The organism is Colwellia sp. SU-HH01172 (assembly GCF_057553355.1).
The window spans coordinates 444,033-466,407 of sequence record NZ_BAAJMB010000004.1 but is presented as its reverse complement, the minus strand read 5'-3'; the positions used below and the strand labels follow the sequence as shown (position 1 = coordinate 466,407).

The window sequence follows — 22,375 nt, the reverse complement described above, 5'->3', positions numbered from 1 at the left end:
AATCTGATCAGGGAAATTTAACAACTTATGATTAAAAAACATTTAGGCTTTCTTACCAACCTTATCGCAATCGCATTATTTATTCCGGGCATCCTATTACCGATGTTTTCACTCAATATGGCGATGACGGCAAAACTTAGTGGCGCAAAATTAACGAATACACTAATTGATAAAAACCTTTCATTATTACAAACCATTCAGGAACTTTGGCACGATGACCGACTTTTAGTGGCGAGTTTAATTTTTGCATTTTCAATTTGTATACCCGTAATAAAGTTTATGCTGGTGAGTTTTGCCTATGCCAAAAAACATTCAAAATTAGAAGCTTACATTTATCGTTTTATCAGTCAAATTGGCAAATGGTCAATGGCTGACGTTTTTGTCGTGGCGATATTTCTTGCCGTACTATCAACCAACCACGCAGAAACCTCAACGCAGCAACCCTTGACATTATTTGGCTTTAAATTAGATTTAATTGTTAGCAGTGAAACCCTTTCGGCATTAGGACCCGGGTTTTATTACTTTACTAGCTATTGCTTATTATCTTTACTGGGTACGGCAATTAGTCAAAGTAGTCTATCCTTACAATCAAAGCCTAGTAGCGCGGTAATTCCTTCGTAATTTTACCAAAATGAGCGGCAAAGCAACTATTTGCTTCTATACTAATATTATGGACAACATTGAGGCCGTTATGGATAGATCAGAGCACACCATGAAATGTTTATTTTCTCAATTAGGCATAGATAATGGCCCACAAAGCATTGAGATATTTATCACGGCAAATAAAGGTATTGCGAGAAACTTGCGACTTGCCGATGCCAATATTTGGAGCAATGCTCAAGCAGAGTTTATTAGAGAAGCGATTCAACTTGACTCTGATTGGTGCGAAATTGTCGACACCTTAGATGCAATGCTGAGATAATAATGCTCAAGAGAAAAATATAGCGATTAGAATCGATTCCCTCACTCTACCCTGTCTGATGACTATTTTTGACAATAAAAAACTTGTGCTCTCTTTTTTCAACTAAGTATGCATAGTTATATTCACTAAAAATACAGATAGGGCGACGATGTAAGGAGCAATAAACATTTCCATCTGGCCTTAATTCATCGGCACTTATATCTGCACCTTGGTGCGGACACTTTGCTGATATGGTGCGGTATTCATATTTACCATTTGCCAATTTTTGCCGATAAATCACTATTTTTTTAGTTATTTTCCCCGGTGGAATAATGGCCTCACCTAGCCAAACATCAGCTCTTTCAGTTTTAACAACATCGAAAATCTCTATCTCTTGTGTCGTTTAAGCACCAGCAGGAAAGTACTCTTTTATTGTTAACATAGTCATTAAATAGCCAGTAAATTCATTAATTATGCCACGACTATATGCACAACTAAACGCACCGATAGCAAAACCTCAGACAATTACGTATTAGAAATAATCTAAATCACTAAAATACGTGACATTTATCACAATATTTAAAATACCCGCTATACTCGAAATAGACTAATTCTAGTCAAATATAGAAATAGCTAGGGAAGCATAAAATTACTGGAAGTAATAATGAAATAAACATTACTTAGGTGAATTATGTTCAATAAAAAAATAAAAGCAGAATTAAAACAAAACCACGATCAATTAAACGCATTACAAGCAATTGTTAACTCCATAAAAACAAATGTTGCTACCATAGAGTTTTCACCGGATGGCATCATTCTCGAAGCTAATGAGCTATTTCTATCTATTGCCGGTTACCAAAAAACCGAAGTAATCGGAAAACATCATGCTGTGATGTGTTTAGACAACTATGCAAAGTCATCTGAATACAAAGAGTTCTGGCAAAGTCTTCGTAATGGCTCAGCTAACAAAGGAACCTTTGAAAGAAAAAATAAACAGGGGCAAACAATTTGGTTAGAAGCTACCTACTTCCCTATTGTTGAAGGTAATAAAGTCATCAAAGTGATGAAAATCGCAACCGACGTCACCACAGAAAAAAACACCGCTATAGCTCAACAATCTATTTATGATGCCTTAAATCGCTCGCTCGCGATTATTGAGTTTACACCTGACGGTGAAATTATATCGGCCAATAGTAATTTTACCGATGCGGTTAAATATGACCTAGCCAGTATTAAGGGTAAACATCATAAAATTTTTTGCCATCATGAATTTTATCAACAAAACCCATCTTTTTGGCAAGATCTAAAACAAGGCCAATTTAAAAGCGGTCAATTTCCGCGTAAAGATAAACATGGCAATGAGCTTTGGTTGGAGGCCACGTATAACCCTATATTTGATGAGCAAAACAAGGTGATAAAAGTGATTAAATTTGCCAGCGATATTACTGAAAATATAGAACGCGAAACTTTGGTCAATGAAGCGTCGGTCGTTGCATACGATACCTCAGTAGAAACGGTAAAAATTACTGAGCAAGCATCAGATTTACTTAATTCATCGGTAGAGATTTCCAATGAAATATCTGAAAAGGCCAGTGAAACGACAGAACAAATAAACAAGTTGAATCAGCAGTCTGATAACATTCAAGCAATAGTTTCTACAATTAAGGGAATTGCGGACCAAACAAACTTACTGGCATTAAATGCCGCGATAGAAGCTGCAAGAGCGGGAGAACAAGGAAGAGGGTTTGCCGTTGTTGCTGACGAAGTCAGACAACTTGCCTCTAGAACAAGTCAATCTACCAATGAAATTGCAACCGTTGTCTCAGATAATCAAGAGGTTACAACCAATGTTCAAGATGGTATGAATGCTGTTTCAAGCTTCGTCGAAAAAGGCAAAATACAGATCTCCGAAGTTGCTGAAGTAATGATTAAAATTCAATCGGGTGCCACTAACGTTTCAACAACCGTAGCTGGCTTATCAAAAGCTTAACTGACTAGAAAAAAAGGCTGAGCATAGCTATGGTTTAGCTTAGCCTTCAATCAACTATCATAACAAGTAGCGGCAAAGTCATGCCTTTAAGCGGCAATTATCGTTAGGCATTATTGATTTATTGCCAAAACCTAAGCTTTCTCTTATTAACTTTCCTGCTTATTTCATAAAATCCTACTAGCTCTTAAAGAGCTTCAACGACTAAAACCACTAATCATCAGAAAGTTAAAGCAAATTTATATATCTGGCATAACTTCTGCTTTTGCAATGTGCTTGATAGCGCTACGCAGCCTAGCAACACAAGCGCAAAGACTTAGCACTTAAAACGTCAGATAATAAAAGGACAGATATTATGATGATCAACCACAATTACGCCGACATCATTAATCAGGCGAAATTGAACAACGCGAGTAGTGCACATTTTCCGCAAACCAGTAATCATATTGTACCATCTGCGCCCCAAGACAAAGTCACCTTATCAGCTGCGGCAATGGCAAAAACCAATGGTAACGAATTTCATGAGCCTGCACCTACCTACGTAAAACCAGAGAGAGCTAACACTTTACTTTCTGCTCAAGCAGCAACAAACAATTTGAAGACAAATCAAACCGATAACACAGTGCTTGAAAAAGATGAACGCTTTACTAATATGATGCAATCAATACTCGATAAACGACTAGGCATTGACCGAGAAAAGCTCGCAGAATTAGAAGCTATGATGGAAGAAATTGCTAAAAACGAGAATTTAAGCCCAGAAGAAAAACAAAAAGCGATTGCTGAGTTAGAAAAAATGAGAGAAGAGTTGATTAAAGAAAGTATAGAAATTAAAAAATCTGCGAAACAAAGCTTTGCCGAGAGCAAAGATAGTGAACAATAAATTGGACTAAAACGTTAGTCTATTACATCATTAATTTAACTTTCAGTAGCTTAAAGGCTCATTTCGAAAAAAATTTACTACTAAATAACGGTGACAAATAGCAAAAATTATCGCTACTCATCGGCCCTTATGCCTGTGAAAAAACACTTAGTACTCGACCGACAACTTGACTTTGACTGATAGGTCCTAACTGCTCAATCGACATGCTTTGATTGTTTTCTCCTTTAACCCAGATAAAACCATGGTGATCAACTAAAGCGACTGTTTTAACAATCAAACCATAATGCTGATGCCGCACCAAAATTTTTTTTCCTTCAGCTAAAAAGAAAGTCGCAAACCAACGACAAGATAAAACATAGCTCTGATCTGGGATCTTAGGTGACATACTGTCGCCGTTAATTTTAAAAAATGTAAAGCCTAACATTTAACGCTCCCTAATAAAAAGTTACCACGATAATTTACATGCTTGCTCACCAGCTCAACAATAGGCTGATGCTGATGAAAAGCTGAAAACACCATCTAATTTATCAATCAAGTAATAAAGCATTTTTTTTCCATTATCACTACGGGCTTAAGAAGTGCCTTAAAAATAACACAACACTAAGCTTACTTCGCAAAGCCATGGCTGAGCCAAGTAAGCTCATCGCCAGAACAACCTCCCTTTAATTGCTAGTGAGCAACGTCTGATTGGCAGGTTATTGTTTGCTGCAAGTGATTGAGCTGTTGTAAGCAATGTTCGCAAGTGGGATATTTATTAGCAAAAGACAAAATGGCCTGTAAATTTGTTCCTAACGCCCCAAAAGCTAAGCTTCGTAATGAGTTACTGGCACTATCATTTTGGCTGACACTAAATGCCTCTTGATAAGCTTTGACTAAGTAACCAATAGAAAGCTCGTACTGCGCCGTGGTTTCAAACAATGTCGCTAAATTATGGCAAGCACAAATCCACGCCATTAATAGTGATTCAGACTCAAAATCTTGTAACCAACGCCCTTCCAATTGACTAAATGCGGATTTGTAATACAACTCCGCTTTTCTCCATTGCTGGTTTTCAAAGCTATTATTGCCTTTTTCCATTAAATGCTGCCAATGCATAATCAACTCCCTTACTTACACATCAAAATGATAATCATTATCATTAGCGTAAGCAAGGTTTATTTTGTACTCTTAAAAAGAGCATATCTTGAGCGGCATGTCGTCGAATGAAAATATATCGTGCTATTTAACTCGCACTAACCTTATAATGCCGAAAAACTCAAATGCTTATAATGATAGTTGTGAAAACCTCTTTGCTTAATCAATGTATGTTGGTATGCATGGCATTATTAATTTTTAGTTCCCCTGCTCTAGCCTCTCAAACGAAACTAAAGGCAAGCGTGCCGTCATTTCCCCCCTTTAATTATTTTGTCGAAAATGCACAATGCGCTGGTGCAAGTGTTGTTGCGCTTGAAATGATTTTTGAGAAACTTAATGTAGAACTTGAGTTAGTGTCGTACCCTTACGCAAGAATATTACATTCACTAAAAAATGCAGAGCTTGATTTAGCACTAATATTCAAAAACAACTCTATCAGCCATGACATTAACTATATTGGTCCGGTTGCTTATTCGAAAATCATCATTCTGAGTCAGCCCAATCACATGATTAATCAATACGATGATTTGCAAGCACTTAACCGCATTGCCGTGATTAGAAATGCTCAATTTGAGAAAAAGTTCGACCAAGATAAAAGCTTAAATAAAGTCAGCGTTGATAGTTATCAGCAAGCCATTCGCATGTTAAAACATGGTCGTGTCGATGCCGTCATTGGCTCATTAATTGGCTTAGAATACGCACTGCTCCAACAGAACATGAATCAAGATATGCTTTCAAATGCGTTTTATCTCGGTAAAAAAGAATGGGGTTTACATTTAGCCAAAAATTCAAACTTTGCAAAACTAAAACCCGACTTAATTAAAGCGGTTAAGCAAACTTTTAAAACAGATCTCATTCATCAACTTTACCAACAACAAATACAGCATTGCGTATCAACCAACTAGTTCTTTACTCCTTAAATTACGCTGAAAAAATTTAAACCTTTTCATGACAATTGGTTACCTAGATAGAAAACACTATAGGTTAACAATGAAGCAAAAATTATATTGCGTTATTTTCGCTGTACTCGTTCAGCCATGTTTTGCCACAGAGCAGGCTTTTAATCAAAAAATTAATCAATACGCTAAAAAGGTCATAACAGGTGCAGAAAAAGGGGTAACGAGCTTTATTGTGATTAAAAATAATCAGCGGCTTGTTAGCAGTTATGCGCCCAATTATACTAACGACACACAGCACGACTTGCGCTCCGTAACTAAATCAATCACGGCTTTGTTGCTGGGACAAGCAATACAAGAGCAGCTTATAGCTGACGAACAAAGTGCAATTAAGTCATTATTACCTTCAACAGCCGTTACCACTAATCCAGCCATTCAAAACTTAAGCATAATTGATTTATTAACGATGAGAACAGGCTTAGCATGTGATGATTGGGTTCCTTCTTCACTTGGCAATGAAGATAAAATGTACCTGCAAAATAACTGGCCAAAGTTTTTTTTGGCATTACCCGCAAGCCATGAAAAAGGAAAGCATTTTTCTTATTGTACTGGCGCGGCCATTGTTATCGGTCATATTCTAAATAACAAGTTAAACGGTAACTTAGCGCAATGGGCTGATCAAAGACTGTTTTCAAATCTCAACGTCACTGATTATAAATGGACAAAGACCCCTTATGGCGAAATCGATACCGGCGGCCATCTTTATATGAAAGCAGAAGATCTCGCTAAATTTGGCCAACTAGTGCTCAACCAAGGGCGTTATAATAATCAACAAGTCATTGCAAAATCGTGGATTGATAAACTTTTTACTGCGCAAACTAAAGTCTATGAAAGACCGTATTTCTATAGTTATTGGTGGTGGTTGAGTTCTGACAATACAGCAAATAACCGTAAACAAAAACCATATCTATTTGCTTGGGGAAATGGCGGACAGTACCTATTTATCATACCTGAGCACAAACTAGTTATGGTTTTTACTGGTACTAATTTTAATTCGAAAGAAATGTTAAAGCCACAACGAAAAGTTAAAGAATGGCTTGATAGCCTTTAGTAGCGGGCAATAAAAAAGGCCAGAAACTGGCCTTTACACTATTTTACTTACTCAAGTAAAAATTTACTTTGCAAGCGTCTCAGCAATATAACTATCGATGAAGCGCTCTAAAATATTTAGCGGTACAGCACCATTTTTCAATACCACATCATGAAAGTCTCGCAGATCAAATTTAGTACCTAAGGCAGTTTTTGCTTTTTCTCTCAGCTCTAGTATTTTCATCATGCCGACTTTATATGACGTTGCTTGTCCTGGCATAACTATATAGCGTTCAATTTCTGAAACGACATCAGTTTGCGCCATCCCGGTATTAGCCTTCATATAGTCAATGGCTTGCTCGCGCGTCCATTTTTTATAATGAATACCGGTATCAACAACTAAGCGTACCGCTCTAAATAACTCTGCTTGCAACCGACCTATGTTGTCAAACGGATCATCTTGAAAGCCCATTTCCCATGCGAGATACTCACTATAGAGTGCCCAACCTTCGACATATGCGGTAAATGGCGAAAACATTCTAAATAACGGCAAACCTTCCAATTCCATTGCCACGGCAATTTGAAAGTGATGTCCTGGAATACCTTCATGATAGGCTAAAGTGCGCATGGAATATTTTGGTGTTGCCTTAATATCATACAAGTTTGCGAAAAATCGTCCCGGACGACTACCATCTATTGCTGGCTGCTGATAATAAGCCCCTGGCGCAGTTTTTTCTTTAAATTCAGGAATTCGTACCACTTCCATACCGGCATTCGGGCGAATTCTAAAGGCAGAGTCTAAACCGGCATCAATTTCATCAAGAATTTTTTGATAATCCTGCAATATTTGCGCACGACCGGCATCACTGTCTTCATAATAAAAGCTTTCTTGCGCAGCCAAGTTTTCAATTGCCGCTGAAAAGCCGTGTGTTACATCATAGCTCTGGCTAGCAAGTATGGTCATTATTTCCGACTGAATGCGCTCAACTTCTTTCAGGCCAACATCATGAATATATTGAGGTGAATAATCTGTGGTAGTAAAGAACTTCAGTGAACTGGCATATGCTTGTTCACCATTAGGTAAACGCCAAAAACCATCATCATCAGTAGCTTGTGGCTTTAACGTGGTAAAGTAGTCTATCAACATTTGATATGCTGGATGTACAGAGGCGGTAATATTAACTTTAGCCTGAGCCAAAAATTCAGCTTGCTGCTGCTCAGTAATATCTTCACTTTCAGCCATTTTTTTTGCTAATGAGCTATAGAGAATATTTTCCTCAACCGGCTTATTAACAAACGTGGTCATTTCTTCTAGCACGCGGTCAATAACAAAGGCTGGCGGAATAATACCTTTTTCTGCTCTTAATCTGATACCTTCCAGCTCTTGAGTAAATTTACCTTTCACCAATGTTAAACGCGATAAATAGTTTTCAACATCATCGTCATTATGAATTTGATGCTGAGCTTCCATAAAGCTTGGGTAACCATTTTGTATGCCAAACAGCTGATTCACTGGGTAGTTATGATAACGGAATTGTTCAGCGTCTTTAGCAAAATCTAATAAATACATGGCAATTTCTTTTGATAGGCGATCAGCTTCACTCAAGCTGGCATCATCATACGACTGCATGGTTTTATGTACTGACTTAAGTTTAACGAATAATTCATCAGCTTTAGCAAGGCTGGCATCGTCGAGCTCAGCGTTATGCCCTTTAATCCCAACAGACTCGAGAAAGCCCAATGAGGTTAATGTTTCAGGACTATCAAAAGCCATTTTTAACACTTCTCGATCGACAAAAGATCGAAAACGCATCGGTTTATCTGCATTCCATTCGTAAGCGGCAAAACTGCCACCAAGGACAACCACCGTTAGCAACAGTATCCCCAGCCATTTAAATATTTTTTTAACCATAATTCCCTCGTCTGGTGTCACTTATTAAGTATTTAAATCATAAGCTTATTAGTAACACTTTATTATTATCGCATTGACGTTAACAAACTCATAACAACAAGTAAAAGGAATTAAAAAATAAAGTAAGTGATGATGGCATTTAAATATAAGTGACAGGAGAACGGAATAAAATTGTGTTTTATCGTGACATTGAAATATAGCGATTTGATATTTTCATAAAAATTATCAATAGCGTCAGCGAAAAAGAAACAATAAATAAATAATTTGCGTACATCAATGGCACAACCGCGGCAAATGCTAAGAAAAAGGAATAGATGGCTAAGGCAAGCTTATTGACTTTGGCAAACTGAAATGCCGAAACAAAATTACCCACAACACCAAAGTTTTTTACTCGTGCAATTAAACAAGGTAATAAGCCAACCACCAAGGATAAATAGGCGAACAACCAAGCTAACAATAAGTTTATCCAATAGAATTCTTTACTGAAATCGCCCTTACTGTTACTGGTGATATTAAAAGCTTTTGCTAAAAAGGAATTAGAATCGACATAAATGCTATAAATAGCGATAGCGTCGGTGATCCAGATCAGAAAAAATAATCCTTGTACCACCATCACTAAGCCGACATTCATTAACAAAGTTGATTTTTGCTTGATTTTTTGATCAACTTCGCTAAACAACAAGGGGTGTAAGGCTAAACTAACCAAAGGTATAAATAATATAAACCCGGCACAGAAGGAAACATACATAGACGACAATTCGTAGGTTAATAACGTCTTTTCTATTGTTTCAGCAATAGCAAAAATCAACAATGAAGCAATAAGCAATAATGCACCACTTATCACTCTATTTTTAACTAATTGACTCGTATTCTGCATTGTAAAACCATTCATTTATCTATAAACAATCATCATACTATTTTTTAAAATCAAAGAACTTGATTTACATTAGGCTAATAGTAATAGACTTAGTTAATCGGCATAAAGCGGCACTGATGCTCTTAACGCTTGAGGTGATATGCAACTCAAATAAAATTCAGCGTAATAACGCTTATTCATCTTCTAACAACCAATCTTGGTAACAGCGAAAAAACATTTGCCAAAATGGCTGACATGCTGAATGTTTACTTAACTGCTGCAACAATTCGCTCAATTGTGCTTCAGCAACTATGGTATTTTCACCAGCAACAAACTGGGCTTCTTTTTGTTCGCCATTCCGGTGTAATAGGTTTATACAGTCTACAAAGCCTGTTAACGATGCTGCTACTAACTCGGTTTCCCAACCGGCTTCGCCTAAAAATGCCGTATAAACAGGAAGTTCATCGACACTAGCATCGACAAAATATGGATCACCAAGCTCAGTATCTCGTGCGATGATTATCCATGAAGATTGCCAGTCACCGGTATTACTACCCGATAAATCATTACCGGACTCGTCTTTACCAAAACCATATTGCGCTTCTTTTAATGCAACTGGCGAATTTACAACAAGAAACCCTTGTGGACCGAAGAAGACCTGTTGACTATCGAGTGCGTGGAGAATATTCAATAACTTTTTATTTATCATGGTTGCCTGATCATTTTATATCAACAAAGAGAATATACGTTTTCATCACTAAATAAATGCGATTAAGAGATAACGTAAAGCAAGATAATATTATCTCATAGCCAAGGAATTAATAGGCAATAAAATAGCTAGAAGTAGTCAAAATATTCAGCGGTATAAATATGCTGGAAAAATACGAAAAATAATGAACTACTTTTCTTCACGCGTTAATGCTTGGCCTACATTTTGCTGTATTTTCAGGAATAATGACAACGTCAATTTTTTGAAAAGCATCATATGATTAATAGCTTAAGCACCTATAACTCGCTGGTAAATACCACATCAACCACAGGTAACTCAGAGGTTGACAGCATAATAGAGCAACACCAAGAGAGTAACAGCGAAAAAGTTGCAACCACCGACTCTAACCAGAGTAGCTTATACCTCTCCAATAGAGCGCAAAGAATAAACGCTATTAGTAATGAATTTTTCACCGGTGACCCACTAGATTTTAATGATGTAGAGGCATTAAAAGAGCGAGTTTATCAACTTGGATTAATTTCTAAAAATGAATACGAAAAGCTGACTAACGCTGCCGTTCAATCCGAAAATGAGTCCTCAAGTGACGAAAACTCAACCGTCAGTTTAACAAACTTTCTCGGCGATTTACTTGAGCGCCTGCAAAATGACGATAATGAAAGTGATGACGACGATGACTCAAGCTCAGAAGAAGGTATTGAAAGCAGCGCCCTAACAGCATTAATTAAAGCCTTAGAAAATGCAAAAAATATTATTTCAAATGTTGAAGAAGCAAAGCGTGAAACAGACTTTAACAGCACACTACAAGCGACATTAGCCCAGCTTAAAGAGACCATTGAAACCTCTGCCTTTGAAAAGTTACCCTTGGATGACCAAATAGGCATAAGTAAAGTTTATCAAACCTTGGACATAGTTGATCAACTTGCTCCTCAACGGCTCAATAACGAGAAAATTAATAAGTACCTTGATTTATCATTTAGCTGATAATGTATTCGCGCTATTTTCAAACTGAGTTTAGTTATGATCTATTTGTATGTCTTGAGGGAAAGGTTGTCCTTCACCGCTTTCTAACGCGTCTTTTAAACTCAATAAAAATACCGCCCACTTAGTGCTGCAATGGGCCATAAAATCTGACGATTCTTTCCAATTTGAATGACTAAAATTAACAAATGTTTGCTCTGCCTGTGGTTGAATTTCGAAGCAAATTTCTGTCGCTTGCCACGCTTGCGGCATATCGCCGTCATGTTGCCAACGCACCAAATTATTTTTTACTAAATCTATGACTTTAAAGTCAGGCCCTCCACCATTAAATCGAAACTTAATGATGGCACCAACATCACCAGCACCAGAAACATCATTGGTCCACCAAGTCATTATTCCTTCATTTGTAGTAAGCGCGTGATAAACATCTTCAGCTGAGGCTTTTATACCAACACGGTGGCTAATAGAGTACATAGCGTTTTCCTTTATGATGCCATTATTATCAGAAGGGAGAATTTAAAGATAGTTGCCCCCTAACGTAAACTAAAGTGTAGACGAAAACTATAATACTAAGATCTTATCACTGTGCTTTTTTGTCATAAAAATAACAAAATAATTACTGTGTTATAAAACGCCCAAAATCGCTTAACGATTGCTGCAGCCCATTCATAGGCACAATAATAAAATCATCAAAAATTAACTTAGTTGGCTCTGGGTGTTGCGCTAGCTGCTTGCCTAACGCCTGCAATAACTCAATCCTTAAGGGCAAAGGCGCTTCATTTGGTTGAAATGTCGTGCCAATTTCATAGTGTTCGCCGGCCATTGATTTCATTTCAATATGCGCCCCCAACACTGCACTAATCTTATTTTGCTCACTAAATTCACTTAGTGTTTGAATACTTGTTCGGTAATCTTGCCAATGTTTAACATAAACTACCCCTGGGTAAAAACTATCACCAGTTAATAACCACTGGGTTTGAGGGTCGTAAATTGTTATTGCTTCTTCTTGGTGTCCTGGGGTTGGCAGTATGATAATTTTACGTTTTCCTAACTCGACTGATATTTCTTCTGTCGCATTATTACGATTAGCGGTAAGGAATTTCGTCAGGGCTTTTTCTGTCGGTAATACCAGTGAAACATTCTCTTGGTTTAAAAACTGACTATCGCCTGCATAATGGTCGCTATGTCCATGTGAATGCAGCACCAATAGTTCAAGTTCACTAACGCCCGCCTCAGCTTGATATTGTTGTATCAGCTGATTAACTTTTTGATACAAAGGAAATTCAACGGCACTTTCAACAGCGCCAGTATCAAATAACAACGCCTTATTTTCTCCAAATAACAAATAGATAAATGGCGCTTCGAAATGCTGACACTTATTTTGTCGTAAAATATAGCTCGACGCTTGATAACGAAAAACCTCTATTGCTGGCTCAGTATTACTTTTACAGTCTTTACTACCGTGCTGCCATTTTTGTTCTGTTAAATGGCTATTGCTATCATCGCTACTAATATCAACTTTGACTCGGATGGAATCGCGATCATTACTACTACAAGCCAGCAATAAAATAACCATAAACAAACTTAAAAAATATTTCATGTTGATCCCTTTAACATTTTATAGCGGCTAGAAAAAAGCAAGCTTAAGCGCGTAACTTACTTGTTGCAGAGCGACATAAAGCTTCGGCAGACGGCCAACTATAAAGATATTCTTTCGCTTGATTATCACATGGCGTCTGCCAAAACCCTGTGGCGATATTTTCGCCGCCCAATGATGCGTAAAATCCCATAGCATTTGTATTACAAGCCAGTACTTCTAAATAAAGTGGCGCACTCTGGTAGTATTGATTTGCCCACTCTGCGGCTGCGTTCAATAATTGAGTGCCGATTCCACAGCCTTTGAAGGCAGAATCAACATGCAGGTTATCGATAATTGTGCCGTATTCTTGATGATTAGCACCGAAAACAGAAATAAAGCCAGCGAACTTACCATCAACTTTAGCGATAATGACCTGTTGATTGCTCGTTGGCTCAGTTAATCGCTTTTTCCAAACAGCGGTGCGCTCGATAAACACTTTATCTTTTAGGTAATCCTTAGACAGTACCGGATGATAATTCTCCTGCCAACTTTTCGCATGCAGTGCGGCAATGTTGTCAAGATCTTCTAATGTCGCATCTTTAAACTGAATAACCTTACAATTCATCTTATTTCCTTTTCTGTGCCATTACTTCTAGTAAAATATTGCAGTTAATAAATTGCGATAGTTTTATTTGCTAAACGGTAAATTAATAGTGCCGTTTTTTCGATATTTTTAGCTAAGCTAGTTAAGTCTGCTCGTTCATTTTTTGTGTGAGCGCCACTGCCCATTAAGCCTAAACCATCTAGTGACATTGCAACGTGATCAGCGGCAAATGAGATATCTGCCGCACCAGCATTTCTCGGGTTTGCAATACCAACCTCGTTATAACCAAGGTCTTGACTAATTTGACTGTATAACGATAGCAAACGTTTATTGCCGTCAGTCAATGCCATAGGTGGGTAGCCGTCTTCAAATACTAAAGTTGCGTCAGTTTGGTTTAAGTTGTTTGAGACAATTTTTTGCATAACTTGCTGAGCATGAGCGGCTTGGGCGTTTGACAAAGCACGTAAATCGCCTTTTACCGTTACTTGCTGCGCGATGACATTACTTTTACCAAATGCCTCACCTGTTGATTTTGCTTTATCAACCTCAACTTTTGTACCACCAACAATGAGTCCAGGATTAAAAGTTAAGTCCTTTTCATTTGCTAACTCTATGCGAAATGCTTCTAAAATTCTGGCGGTTTCATAAATCGCACCAAAGCCGATTTTTTCACTAAATATTTGCGAAGAATGTGCTGGCTTGCCAGAAACATTTAAGCTCCAACCTACATAGCCTCGGCGTGCTGCCATGCCAGTTGCGATATTGTTATCGCCATTTTCAAAACCTAACGCAACATCAGCCCATATCGCACCATCAACAATAGCTTTCTTTGATAAACTTAATGGTCTACCGCTACTTTCTTCATCACCGGTTAAAACCACTTGAATACTAACATTGTCGAGTAAGCCCAGCGTTTTTAATACTCTTAGCGCAGAAATGATAATAGTATTGCCGCCTTTCATATCGGCAACACCAGGGCCAGAAGCTTGTGTTTCACTGATGCGTTTAAACTTTTGAAAGTCATCATGCTTGGCAAAAACGGTATCTAGATGACCGATCATTAATATTTTAACGGCATCGGCGTTTAGGCTTTTATGTGTTGCAACAATATGTCCTGCACGATTAAAGGCACTGCCATCAAGCCATTTCACATCAAAACCTAAAACCGACAGTTGTTGCTCCGCCAGCTGCCCTACTTGCTTGACGCCAGCCAAGTTCATTGAACCGCTATTAATGTTTACCGCTTGTTCAATTTCTTGCAATGCCAACGGTAAATCCACTTGCACTCGTTGGACAATTTTTTCTTCATTTGAATCAAGCTTGTTAACCGAAAGGTTTTTGGCATAACTTAAATTACTGCTTAGGCTCAAAACAGCAATAACAAGTAACGAAGACAGGGATAAATCAATTAATCGCAGCATCAAATATAATCATAAAAAATAAGGTAACTTAATATCTCCTAAAACATTGAAAATTACAAACGGCAAATGTTAAGAAATATTTATAAGTTACTAAAAAATTTACTTTTTATACTTAGTGTAAGAAGTGATTTTAGTGGTTATCTCAAGCTGGCTGTAGGTCAGGGTTAATCTATCGAAACGCTGTCTAAATCAGGTTTCAATTTTTGCACTTGTTTCAATTCTTGTGCTGACAATTCACCGTAAAACCTTGGATACGACCAACCATAGCCCCAGCGAAACTTAGTTGGCAAGTAAGGCGAACCGCCTACCCTTACACCAGCAAGCATCAAGGCTGCTATTTTTGGTTGTCCAACGTTAGCCACGCAGCTTTTTAGCGCTTGATCAGAAGCAAGCCTTTGTTGATAAGTGCCGCCCTGCCAATAGTCGTAATCATGCTGAATACAGCAAGATAGCCAAAGCTCTTTTTGTTTAAATGTACCATCAGGAAAGGCACTACAGCCATCACTGGTAAAAGCTTTTAAGGTATCTGCATTTGACGATTTATGATTAAAAATCAACACTGCCATTATGACAACAACCGCTAAAGTAACAAATTTATTCATTTAGCTTTTACCTACAAGGTTTTTATTATCATTTTTGCCCAAGCGATATTTTAGCCAAAGCTTATAATAAACAGCATTACAGGTTGGGTTATCATCCATTTTCCCATCACGATCACAATCTGAGCCAGTTAGGGTTTTCACCACACCCTGACCATATTTGTCAACATCACCTTGCTCTGCGGGAACGGTAATTGTCACTTTCGGCGCATGGTCAATAAATTCACCAACGTCTTTGTATCGCAGAAATTCTTCTTTGCTAATAACCTCACTAATATCTTTAGCCATGGCTGGGAAAGCTTGTAGATTAATGAACAAGCAAAAAAGTAAGAATGTTAGTCGTTGCATAAGCTAAGATAACTCTAAATGTATTGGCAAGATTTATATAACAAAATCTAGATTATTGATAGATAATTTAACTTTGGCGGGAATTTGGCGTTATTTTTTCGTACCCGCCAGCGCATTAGATAAAGTACGATAGTCCTTCACCTTACGGAATGGCAAAGATGATTAAAAATTTACGAAAGCAAAAGTGTTTATCACAAGAGCAACTGGCCGACAAAACAGCACTAAGTTTAAGAACAATACAACGTGTGGAAAGTGGTCATCGAATTGGTTTTAAATCATTAAGAGCACTGGCTACATTCTTTGGCAAAGATGTCGATATACTTGAACAGGAACTATATTCAATGGATAAAATTGTCGAAGGGTATCAAGAGTACCCATTATGGTTAAGACTATACATTGGTAGTGGCTGGTTTTCAGCGACCAGAAAGGAATTTAAACGCATTGAACTCTTTTTTCTGATTTGCTCAGTCATCACTGCCGCCATTTGGTTTTCAGGATTTTTTTATTCTTATGGAGCAACGAGCTTACAATTACCTTTTGATCAATTAATGGGCATAAGTAGCTTTCTCCTGTTGCTTGGTGCTTACAACAACTCCATCTCAATTCGAGTAGGCGATAAATACGATATTTGGTCAAAATTAGCAGCGACGCAACCCAATACGCTATTTGGTTTTGCTAAACGTAAAAAAGGAAAAGGTTAAGCTAGGGGCTATTGAGCTTTGTTTATTTTATTGCACAAAGATCAATAACCCTTAAATATTATCAAATTTACAATGGTTGATAATCTCTATTATTTTAACTTGTGCATTAAACGATAGAATAGCAATCATAAGAGGCTAATTCTCGCTGCTCTCGTTTACGATCTTTGTAGGCTTCTATTTCACGCCACTTGCGCTTATTTTGTTTATTCGCTTTCTTTTTTTGAATTTCTAGTTGTTCGTCAAACTCTTCGAATTCTTCAATTTGCCAATATTTATTTTTCATCATAAGGACTCGTTTAAGGTGTTTGCCTTAAATTAATAAAACCATATGACAATAATTTGAAGGAAAAATGACAAGACAATGACAATTTTCCACCGCTTAATACGAAGAGATGGCGTTCATCCTCATTAAGGTGTCGAGGGAATGGTAAAAACTAGAATAATTAAACTGGGTTATCAATATACTAGCAAGAAAGTATTGCTGGTCTCCTTTGCTAATACCGTGATTAGCTTTGAGCTAGCAATATTAACCTATAAATCTATGTTATAAATTTGCAAACTTACGGTACAGATCACGGATGTTTACAACCACCGGTTTCTATCTGTAACACGCTTTCTTCGACATTAAATTGCTCTTTTAATACTTTTTCTACCTGAAAACGACAGATTTCATCGTGCTTTTCCAAGGTACATTTATGTTTTAAAACAATATGCGCACCAACAATCACAGCACCGTTGTCACTTTTAACAATTAAATTATGCACATTATCAATATGCTCAACCTCAGCCAATGCCGCTTCAATTTTCTTTAACGCAGGCAATCTAACGCCATTAAAGAACAATCCTTTAATACACTTGTAGAGTAATTTAGAGCCGGTAAAGAGTACAAATATCGAAATCAGTATGCTCGACAATGAATCGAAAATAGTCCAGCCCGTGGCATGAATCACCACACTGGTGATAAAAGTGACTATGGTCGAGAGTAAATCAAAAAAGGTGTGTAGAAAAACCGCATAAACGTTAACACTGTCTTTGCGACCTTTATAAAGTACAAATGCCGAGGCTGCGTGAAATAAGAAGCCTAATGAAGCAACAGATGACATCACAAAGGTATTAATTTCATGTTCATCATGATGCTCGTGGCCTAACAACCTTTCTGCCCCTTGCAGTAGAATCCAGCAACTGATCAGTAAATATAAAATACCGTTAATCAGGCCACCTGAAAGCTCTAATCGACGATAGCCATCACTAAAGGTTTGGCCAAACTTAATCGCTAACGTTGAGGCTATAAGCGCGATAAATAACGAACTATTATGAACAAAAAGGTGCCCCGCATCGGCATATACCGCCAAAGAGTTTGCATAAAAAGCACCTATCACTTGTATCAACATAAAGACACTCGTTATGGCAAGTGCAATAAGTAATCGTCTTTGTGATGATTTATGTGTCGTTAGTGTTGTCATCTAAGTTCTGTTTTCTCAGCTAAAGCGTTTAAAAGAAATGGCTATTATTTTTTGTTAAAACGAAAGCGCGATGGTGGTTATATTTCAACGCAATTGCCTAGTCACGAACGTATTTAAAACGCTAATTACTGAGCCCAATAAGCTTGGTCTAAGCTGTCTTCCCGTTCAGGTAAACCGCGAGATAAACGTGGCGAATGCTGCACTAATACTTCATAGCTCGCCCTATTGGCATACTTACTCATTTGCGATAATGACGAATAAGTTAATGCCGGTTGATTATGTTTACTGGAATTTGCCATAGTATTTTTATGATAAACATTGGCACTTAAATCATGCAATATTGCCGCAAGTGCCGCATCACCGGCGCCGTTAGTATTTTTAATGCTTTCAGGTCCCCCCATGTAAGGTGCTGAATGCGTATAAATACGCATCGGGTTTTGACAGTCTTTTAGCAACATAGGTCGAGAATATTCATAGCGATTAAAATCGCTGATATAGCCAGAAATTAGTGGATATTCACTTTCACGTTTAAACGTCTCATCAACGTAACCCGCCATGTACAAACCTTCTTTACCGGCGGTACATATCACCATATCAACCCAATCTAAGCATTTGTCTGCCGCCTGCAAAGGATCAGAAATGCCGGTTATTGCTAAGCCTTCTTCTTCATTCATGGTTAAGATGTTGACATATTTTTGTACGAAATCACGCCAAAATTCAGGCTCTTCTTCAATCAAAAACTTAGTCCCTAGAGTAAGAACAACAGGAACTCCCGCGGCATTAGCACATTCAACCGCTTTAATGGCGGCTTCGGTCATAGTATCACCTTCTTGCGTACGCATCAGGTATGAACTAATCACTAATGCTGAAGCACCAGCAATCAGTGATTCATCAATTGAATCTGGATGTAAGCGATTAATAAGACCGGCATTAATGCCAAAGGTACGCTCACCAGTATCGTCAATTAAAGTGAAACAACGACCAATAGGACCATCGACCGGTTGTAAATAATTCAAATCAACCCGTGACGAGGTGTTGCTAATAAAACGATAGGCATAATCGCCAACGTGAATATCTTTCGACATTACCCCTAATAATACCGAACGATCATCTGCCAGTACCGAATAATTATGCACCGTATTTCCTATCGTACCGCCGGCAAACTCATAGTTTATTAAAGATTCATTTTTCAAACGATTATAAAGGCGTTCGGTAACTTCATCAGAAATAACCTGCGACATACCACGTTGTAAATCAAACTCATCTAAAAAGGCTTGATCAACTTTAGCTTCAATATCGACCAATACCTGATCGATACCGACAATATAGTTACTGTCGTGTTGTGAACTACGATTGACCTGATTGGTTAATGGGTTTTTATTATCTACAGGGAAATAATGTTTATGCTGACGGCGTCCGGGGAACTTCATGAAGTAATACACGGTTATTTTCAAAAGAGCGATTATAGCGCAATGGGATTTGGTTTGACCAGACATCATGGTAGGAATTTAACGAGAAATGCGTGCAATGGGCTAAGTTAATATACTAACTCAATAAGTTTTCATGCTGTCTGACCCAATAAAGCACGATAGCTTTTCCCTTAATGAGTGATCGTATAAATCAAGCTAAGGTTATATTCTGGTGAGTTTTTTATCAGTCGGTATCGAAAGTTATTGATACTTGCATAATATCTACTGGCCGAGTATCTCAACAATTTGTTGGTATGAAGAGCTGGCAATATTTTCTGAGCCATCTCCGGTCGTGTTAATAAACTGAATGACAACAGCATCGATACCACTGTGATAATTTGCCACACTTTGATAGCCGGGCAACCAACCTGAATGATTAAACCAATAAACTGATCCATACAGGTCTTTTTCTTCGACACTAAGTAAAGAACCGGTATTAAGTGCTCGGATGAAAATTGCGATATCCTTTACCGTCGAAATCATCGAGCCACCTGGAATAACATAGTCTTGCGTAGACCTTTCAACATTCCCCCAGTAACCCTTTGCTAATAACGTCGGCTCTATTTCACTATATTGTAAATAAGTATCGTGCATCGCCAACGGGGTAAGAATATTTTCAGTTATATAATGTTGGTGGCTATAACCAAGTACTTTATCTAACACTTTTGCTAGCAACAAATAGTTGGTATTGGAATACTCATATTTGCTGCCTGGAGTAAAGTCAGCAGGCTTATCTAACGCATACGCTAACGTACTATCAATATCGGTATGGGCATTTTGCCAGCTAAATCCGGCTTGGCTGTCAAAGTCGGCAATACCACTACGATGCTGGATCATTTGTGAAATCGTAATGCTGCTTGAGTTTGCTATTCTATCTGCCCATTCAGGCAACCACGTAGCCAAGGTATCATTTAGCGATAATTGTTCTTGGACAATTAACTTAGTGGCACTGACGGCAATAAACAATTTACTGATACTGGCAATTTTAAATAGCGTATTAGCATCAGCTGACACCTGACCCGCCTTATCCTGCAAACCAGCAGCATAACTTTCATCAATGTTATTTGTTTGCTCGACATAAACAAAAATACCATCAATGCCTTTATCAACGGCGTCATCTAAAACAGCTTGAATAGTGGCCGGAGTTGCTGTGCTTGGGACTTGTGTATTTACCGAGTTACTTTTATTACTGCCACCTCCACAACCTAAAAGGAGTAGCATTATTGAAGTCAGTACTGTTTTCATACGAAGAGTTGTCATATTGATGTATTAAAACCGCGAGTTTCGATATTAATAAAATAACACTATCTGCTCAGCATTCCTACATTGGGCAATGGTAAAAGAAGACATCAACTTGTTAAGTTCCACATACAATATAATCAAACCTATGCTTTAACTTAAAAATAGCTCTTTTAACCATAGTTCGAGTTGTTGTACTTTACGCCAATTAAAGTGATGCTCAGGAGCAACTAAATACAATGTGCGTGAACTGGCATAGCCATAGTCTAAAATATTGATCAGCTGGCCTGATTGTAAATTTTTATTCACCAATGCCCTACTAACAAAGGCAATGCCTTGTCCTGATATTACATTTTGAACAATAGGCAGTGCATCCGTTGTTCGCAAACAACTATTCAATTTACGTTTTTCAATAGCAAATCGTAAGCAACAGTCTGCAATCGCCTCTTGAATGTCGCTACTAATATCTTCAAGTAAAGGTAAGTTAAAAATAACCTCAACATCGTTACTATCAACACCGGCTAAGAGAGGACTGCCGACCAAAATAATTTCATCATCAATAAGCTTACGACTTTCTAATCCATTGTAATTGCCTAGCCCTCTCCTGATAGCAACATCAACATTGTTTGATAAAAAAGTTTCTAAGTTATTACTCGGAGTAAATTGCACCTGTACATCACTATTTTTCTCCTGAAAATCGTGAATTTGTGGGATCAAGAGCAAGGAAGTTACTGAGTGCAATGCCGCAATTTTCAATTCACCACTATTTTGTGCCCCAGTTACCGCATCAACTCCCTGCTCTATTTGTTTAAAGGCATTTTCAATAAAAGGAAACAGTCGTGCTCCCAGAGCATTTAACCGTGTTTGTTTATTTTCCCGAATAAATAAGGGCGCAGCAAAGTATGCTTCTAATTGTCGTATTTGTTGGCTAATTGCCGCTTGTGTCACATACAGCTCTTCAGCTGCGGCTTTAAAGCTATTGTGTCGAGCAGCAGAGAGAAAAACCGGTAGTGACTTCAATGGTGGTGTTCGCATAAATCTCGCCCCTCACTTTAGAAAAACTTAAGTATGGTTAATTTTATATCGTTTGTTTGTCAAAGTTACAAGCTTTAAATTTAGCAGGCAACTTACCTTAAACCAAAGAGTAAATGATGAACATAATCAATAGAAACACTTTAATATCGCTAGCTTTATTAACTTTTACATTATTATCTAGCATAGCTCAAGCCGAACAAGAAAAGCTTAATTCAACCATGGGCTATCCTTATAAACTACTTATTAACCGTGCCAATACAGTTAAGATAATTTACAGCGAAAGTGACAATAGCATTAATTGTAAAGTTGTCGTCAACTGGGCTGAACAAGAAATTCAATCTCAATCGCAACGTGTCAGTCGAAAAGCCTTTAGCGACAAACCGTTGGCAAGTTGTTTACCAAGAGAAAAAGCGAAATCTATGCTTGCCGCAACATTTCAGTAGCAGCGCAATTACGATGCACTTAATGCAGTTGAGTAAACAATTCTATCTGATGACAGAATTGAAGTTAGTATGTTAGGAATGAAAAAGGGGCAAATCGCTTGCCCCTTTACT

The 22,375-nt window shown here is 37.8% G+C and carries 26 protein-coding genes and 1 pseudogene; 10 read left to right on the top strand and 17 right to left on the bottom strand.

What is annotated here, in order from left to right; all coding sequences use genetic code 11:
* Positions 1–27 precede the first annotated feature (27 nt).
* Both AC27JP_RS13550 and AC27JP_RS13545 read left to right on the top strand, forming a co-directional pair.
* Entirely contained in the window at positions 28–621 is a 594-nt protein-coding gene (locus tag AC27JP_RS13550) for a paraquat-inducible protein A (RefSeq protein ID WP_487115942.1), read from the top strand.
* A 70-nt stretch (positions 622–691) separates the two neighbouring features.
* Positions 692–922 (top strand): DUF2789 family protein, encoded by a 231-nt coding sequence (locus AC27JP_RS13545; RefSeq protein ID WP_487115940.1) that lies wholly within the window; start codon positions 692–694, stop codon positions 920–922.
* A 46-nt stretch (positions 923–968) separates the two neighbouring features.
* On the opposite strand, the gene AC27JP_RS13540 is transcribed toward AC27JP_RS13545, so the two are convergent.
* Positions 969–1,202, bottom strand: a complete 234-nt coding sequence (locus tag AC27JP_RS13540; RefSeq protein ID WP_487115938.1) for a Rieske 2Fe-2S domain-containing protein — start codon at positions 1,200–1,202, stop codon at positions 969–971.
* Between the two features lie 390 nt (positions 1,203–1,592).
* Between AC27JP_RS13540 and AC27JP_RS13535 the strand changes: the two are divergent.
* The 3 genes and pseudogenes from AC27JP_RS13535 to AC27JP_RS13525 form a co-directional block, all read left to right on the top strand.
* Positions 1,593–2,354, top strand: a pseudogene (locus AC27JP_RS13535) (PAS domain-containing protein); the annotation flags it as partial.
* A gap of 15 nt (positions 2,355–2,369) precedes the next feature.
* The gene (locus AC27JP_RS13530) at positions 2,370–2,891 is read left to right on the top strand and encodes a methyl-accepting chemotaxis protein (RefSeq protein ID WP_487115978.1); all 522 of its coding nucleotides are present in this window, start codon (positions 2,370–2,372) and stop codon (positions 2,889–2,891) included.
* Positions 2,892–3,243: 352 nt separating this feature from the next.
* Complete coding sequence (locus AC27JP_RS13525) at positions 3,244–3,768, top strand: hypothetical protein (protein WP_487115936.1); 525 nt, start codon at positions 3,244–3,246, stop codon at positions 3,766–3,768.
* 127 nt (positions 3,769–3,895) lie between these two features.
* On the opposite strand, the gene AC27JP_RS13520 is transcribed toward AC27JP_RS13525, so the two are convergent.
* Together AC27JP_RS13520 and AC27JP_RS13515 are read right to left on the bottom strand one after the other, a co-directional pair.
* The gene (locus AC27JP_RS13520) at positions 3,896–4,192 is read right to left on the bottom strand and encodes a S24 family peptidase (protein WP_487115934.1); all 297 of its coding nucleotides are present in this window, start codon (positions 4,190–4,192) and stop codon (positions 3,896–3,898) included.
* 245 nt (positions 4,193–4,437) lie between these two features.
* The gene (locus tag AC27JP_RS13515; protein ID WP_487115932.1) at positions 4,438–4,863 is read right to left on the bottom strand and encodes a hypothetical protein; all 426 of its coding nucleotides are present in this window, start codon (positions 4,861–4,863) and stop codon (positions 4,438–4,440) included.
* Between the two features lie 221 nt (positions 4,864–5,084).
* On the opposite strand from AC27JP_RS13515, the gene AC27JP_RS13510 reads away from it, so the two are divergent.
* Both AC27JP_RS13510 and AC27JP_RS13505 read left to right on the top strand, forming a co-directional pair.
* On the top strand, positions 5,085–5,807 hold the full coding sequence (locus AC27JP_RS13510) for a substrate-binding periplasmic protein (protein WP_487115930.1): 723 nt from the start codon (positions 5,085–5,087) through the stop codon (positions 5,805–5,807).
* Positions 5,808–5,892: 85 nt separating this feature from the next.
* The gene (locus AC27JP_RS13505; protein WP_487115928.1) at positions 5,893–6,909 is read left to right on the top strand and encodes a serine hydrolase domain-containing protein; all 1,017 of its coding nucleotides are present in this window, start codon (positions 5,893–5,895) and stop codon (positions 6,907–6,909) included.
* 63 nt (positions 6,910–6,972) lie between these two features.
* Here the strand turns inward: AC27JP_RS13505 and AC27JP_RS13500 are convergent, their stop codons facing one another.
* From AC27JP_RS13500 to AC27JP_RS13490, 3 genes are all read right to left on the bottom strand, one after another.
* On the bottom strand, positions 6,973–8,799 hold the full coding sequence (locus tag AC27JP_RS13500) for a DUF885 domain-containing protein (protein ID WP_487115927.1): 1,827 nt from the start codon (positions 8,797–8,799) through the stop codon (positions 6,973–6,975).
* A 178-nt stretch (positions 8,800–8,977) separates the two neighbouring features.
* Positions 8,978–9,676, bottom strand: a complete 699-nt coding sequence (locus AC27JP_RS13495) for a hypothetical protein (protein WP_487115925.1) — start codon at positions 9,674–9,676, stop codon at positions 8,978–8,980.
* A 172-nt stretch (positions 9,677–9,848) separates the two neighbouring features.
* Positions 9,849–10,364: a hypothetical protein gene (locus AC27JP_RS13490; RefSeq protein ID WP_487115923.1), complete on the bottom strand. Its 516-nt coding sequence runs from the start codon at positions 10,362–10,364 to the stop codon at positions 9,849–9,851.
* Positions 10,365–10,640: 276 nt separating this feature from the next.
* Between AC27JP_RS13490 and AC27JP_RS13485 the strand changes: the two genes are divergently transcribed.
* Complete coding sequence (locus AC27JP_RS13485) at positions 10,641–11,366, top strand: hypothetical protein (protein ID WP_487115921.1); 726 nt, start codon at positions 10,641–10,643, stop codon at positions 11,364–11,366.
* A gap of 30 nt (positions 11,367–11,396) precedes the next feature.
* Here AC27JP_RS13485 and AC27JP_RS13480 read toward each other — a convergent pair whose 3' ends face one another.
* The 6 genes from AC27JP_RS13480 to AC27JP_RS13455 form a co-directional block, all read right to left on the bottom strand.
* A complete protein-coding gene (locus tag AC27JP_RS13480; RefSeq protein ID WP_487115919.1) occupies positions 11,397–11,837 on the bottom strand; it encodes an SRPBCC family protein in 441 nt (146 codons plus the stop codon).
* 142 nt (positions 11,838–11,979) lie between these two features.
* On the bottom strand, positions 11,980–12,963 hold the full coding sequence (locus tag AC27JP_RS13475; RefSeq protein WP_487115917.1) for an MBL fold metallo-hydrolase: 984 nt from the start codon (positions 12,961–12,963) through the stop codon (positions 11,980–11,982).
* A gap of 43 nt (positions 12,964–13,006) precedes the next feature.
* Positions 13,007–13,567, bottom strand: coding sequence for a GNAT family N-acetyltransferase (locus tag AC27JP_RS13470; RefSeq protein ID WP_487115915.1), 561 nt, complete (start codon positions 13,565–13,567; stop codon positions 13,007–13,009).
* 44 nt (positions 13,568–13,611) lie between these two features.
* Positions 13,612–14,967, bottom strand: a complete 1,356-nt coding sequence (locus AC27JP_RS13465; RefSeq protein WP_487115913.1) for a M20/M25/M40 family metallo-hydrolase — start codon at positions 14,965–14,967, stop codon at positions 13,612–13,614.
* A 164-nt stretch (positions 14,968–15,131) separates the two neighbouring features.
* Positions 15,132–15,569 (bottom strand): hypothetical protein, encoded by a 438-nt coding sequence (locus tag AC27JP_RS13460; protein WP_487115911.1) that lies wholly within the window; start codon positions 15,567–15,569, stop codon positions 15,132–15,134.
* A complete protein-coding gene (locus tag AC27JP_RS13455; protein ID WP_487115909.1) occupies positions 15,570–15,854 on the bottom strand; it encodes a hypothetical protein in 285 nt (94 codons plus the stop codon).
* A gap of 218 nt (positions 15,855–16,072) precedes the next feature.
* Between AC27JP_RS13455 and AC27JP_RS13450 the strand changes: the two genes are divergently transcribed.
* Entirely contained in the window at positions 16,073–16,615 is a 543-nt protein-coding gene (locus AC27JP_RS13450) for a helix-turn-helix domain-containing protein (RefSeq protein ID WP_487115907.1), read from the top strand.
* Between the two features lie 106 nt (positions 16,616–16,721).
* Here the strand turns inward: AC27JP_RS13450 and AC27JP_RS13445 are convergent, their stop codons facing one another.
* The 5 genes from AC27JP_RS13445 to AC27JP_RS13425 all read right to left on the bottom strand — a co-directional run bounded on the left by AC27JP_RS13445 (position 16,722) and on the right by AC27JP_RS13425 (position 21,821).
* Positions 16,722–16,901, bottom strand: coding sequence for a DUF3545 family protein (locus AC27JP_RS13445; RefSeq protein WP_487115906.1), 180 nt, complete (start codon positions 16,899–16,901; stop codon positions 16,722–16,724).
* Positions 16,902–17,187: 286 nt separating this feature from the next.
* Positions 17,188–18,078, bottom strand: coding sequence for a cation diffusion facilitator family transporter (locus AC27JP_RS13440; RefSeq protein WP_487115904.1), 891 nt, complete (start codon positions 18,076–18,078; stop codon positions 17,188–17,190).
* A gap of 125 nt (positions 18,079–18,203) precedes the next feature.
* Positions 18,204–19,508, bottom strand: coding sequence for an inosine/guanosine kinase (locus AC27JP_RS13435; RefSeq protein WP_487115902.1), 1,305 nt, complete (start codon positions 19,506–19,508; stop codon positions 18,204–18,206).
* Positions 19,509–19,769: 261 nt separating this feature from the next.
* Positions 19,770–20,792 carry a serine hydrolase domain-containing protein gene (locus AC27JP_RS13430; protein ID WP_487115900.1) on the bottom strand — a complete coding sequence of 341 codons (1,023 nt, stop codon included), beginning with the start codon at positions 20,790–20,792 and terminating at the stop codon, positions 19,770–19,772.
* Positions 20,793–20,939: 147 nt separating this feature from the next.
* A complete protein-coding gene (locus AC27JP_RS13425; RefSeq protein ID WP_487115898.1) occupies positions 20,940–21,821 on the bottom strand; it encodes a LysR substrate-binding domain-containing protein in 882 nt (293 codons plus the stop codon).
* Between the two features lie 113 nt (positions 21,822–21,934).
* On the opposite strand from AC27JP_RS13425, the gene AC27JP_RS13420 reads away from it, so the two are divergent.
* Positions 21,935–22,264 carry a hypothetical protein gene (locus AC27JP_RS13420; protein WP_487115896.1) on the top strand — a complete coding sequence of 110 codons (330 nt, stop codon included), beginning with the start codon at positions 21,935–21,937 and terminating at the stop codon, positions 22,262–22,264.
* Positions 22,265–22,375: the final 111 nt, after the last annotated feature.

Coding starts and splice junctions, on each gene's coding strand:
- AC27JP_RS13445 (WP_487115906.1), bottom strand. CDS start 16,901: ATGATGAAAAATAAATATTGGCAAATTGAAGAATTCGAAGAGTTTGAC.
- AC27JP_RS13550 (WP_487115942.1), top strand. CDS start 28: ATGATTAAAAAACATTTAGGCTTTCTTACCAACCTTATCGCAATCGCA.
- AC27JP_RS13450 (WP_487115907.1), top strand. CDS start 16,073: ATGATTAAAAATTTACGAAAGCAAAAGTGTTTATCACAAGAGCAACTG.
- AC27JP_RS13495 (WP_487115925.1), bottom strand. CDS start 9,676: ATGCAGAATACGAGTCAATTAGTTAAAAATAGAGTGATAAGTGGTGCA.
- AC27JP_RS13545 (WP_487115940.1), top strand. CDS start 692: ATGGATAGATCAGAGCACACCATGAAATGTTTATTTTCTCAATTAGGC.
- AC27JP_RS13435 (WP_487115902.1), bottom strand. CDS start 19,508: ATGAAGTTCCCCGGACGCCGTCAGCATAAACATTATTTCCCTGTAGAT.
- AC27JP_RS13480 (WP_487115919.1), bottom strand. CDS start 11,837: ATGTACTCTATTAGCCACCGTGTTGGTATAAAAGCCTCAGCTGAAGAT.
- AC27JP_RS13460 (WP_487115911.1), bottom strand. CDS start 15,569: ATGAATAAATTTGTTACTTTAGCGGTTGTTGTCATAATGGCAGTGTTG.
- AC27JP_RS13505 (WP_487115928.1), top strand. CDS start 5,893: ATGAAGCAAAAATTATATTGCGTTATTTTCGCTGTACTCGTTCAGCCA.
- AC27JP_RS13525 (WP_487115936.1), top strand. CDS start 3,244: ATGATGATCAACCACAATTACGCCGACATCATTAATCAGGCGAAATTG.
- AC27JP_RS13420 (WP_487115896.1), top strand. CDS start 21,935: ATGATGAACATAATCAATAGAAACACTTTAATATCGCTAGCTTTATTA.
- AC27JP_RS13440 (WP_487115904.1), bottom strand. CDS start 18,078: ATGACAACACTAACGACACATAAATCATCACAAAGACGATTACTTATT.
- AC27JP_RS13465 (WP_487115913.1), bottom strand. CDS start 14,967: ATGCTGCGATTAATTGATTTATCCCTGTCTTCGTTACTTGTTATTGCT.
- AC27JP_RS13500 (WP_487115927.1), bottom strand. CDS start 8,799: ATGGTTAAAAAAATATTTAAATGGCTGGGGATACTGTTGCTAACGGTG.
- AC27JP_RS13485 (WP_487115921.1), top strand. CDS start 10,641: ATGATTAATAGCTTAAGCACCTATAACTCGCTGGTAAATACCACATCA.
- AC27JP_RS13425 (WP_487115898.1), bottom strand. CDS start 21,821: ATGCGAACACCACCATTGAAGTCACTACCGGTTTTTCTCTCTGCTGCT.
- AC27JP_RS13475 (WP_487115917.1), bottom strand. CDS start 12,963: ATGAAATATTTTTTAAGTTTGTTTATGGTTATTTTATTGCTGGCTTGT.
- AC27JP_RS13430 (WP_487115900.1), bottom strand. CDS start 20,792: ATGAAAACAGTACTGACTTCAATAATGCTACTCCTTTTAGGTTGTGGA.
- AC27JP_RS13490 (WP_487115923.1), bottom strand. CDS start 10,364: ATGATAAATAAAAAGTTATTGAATATTCTCCACGCACTCGATAGTCAA.
- AC27JP_RS13515 (WP_487115932.1), bottom strand. CDS start 4,863: ATGCATTGGCAGCATTTAATGGAAAAAGGCAATAATAGCTTTGAAAAC.
- AC27JP_RS13455 (WP_487115909.1), bottom strand. CDS start 15,854: ATGGCTAAAGATATTAGTGAGGTTATTAGCAAAGAAGAATTTCTGCGA.
- AC27JP_RS13470 (WP_487115915.1), bottom strand. CDS start 13,567: ATGAATTGTAAGGTTATTCAGTTTAAAGATGCGACATTAGAAGATCTT.
- AC27JP_RS13520 (WP_487115934.1), bottom strand. CDS start 4,192: ATGTTAGGCTTTACATTTTTTAAAATTAACGGCGACAGTATGTCACCT.
- AC27JP_RS13510 (WP_487115930.1), top strand. CDS start 5,085: ATGGCATTATTAATTTTTAGTTCCCCTGCTCTAGCCTCTCAAACGAAA.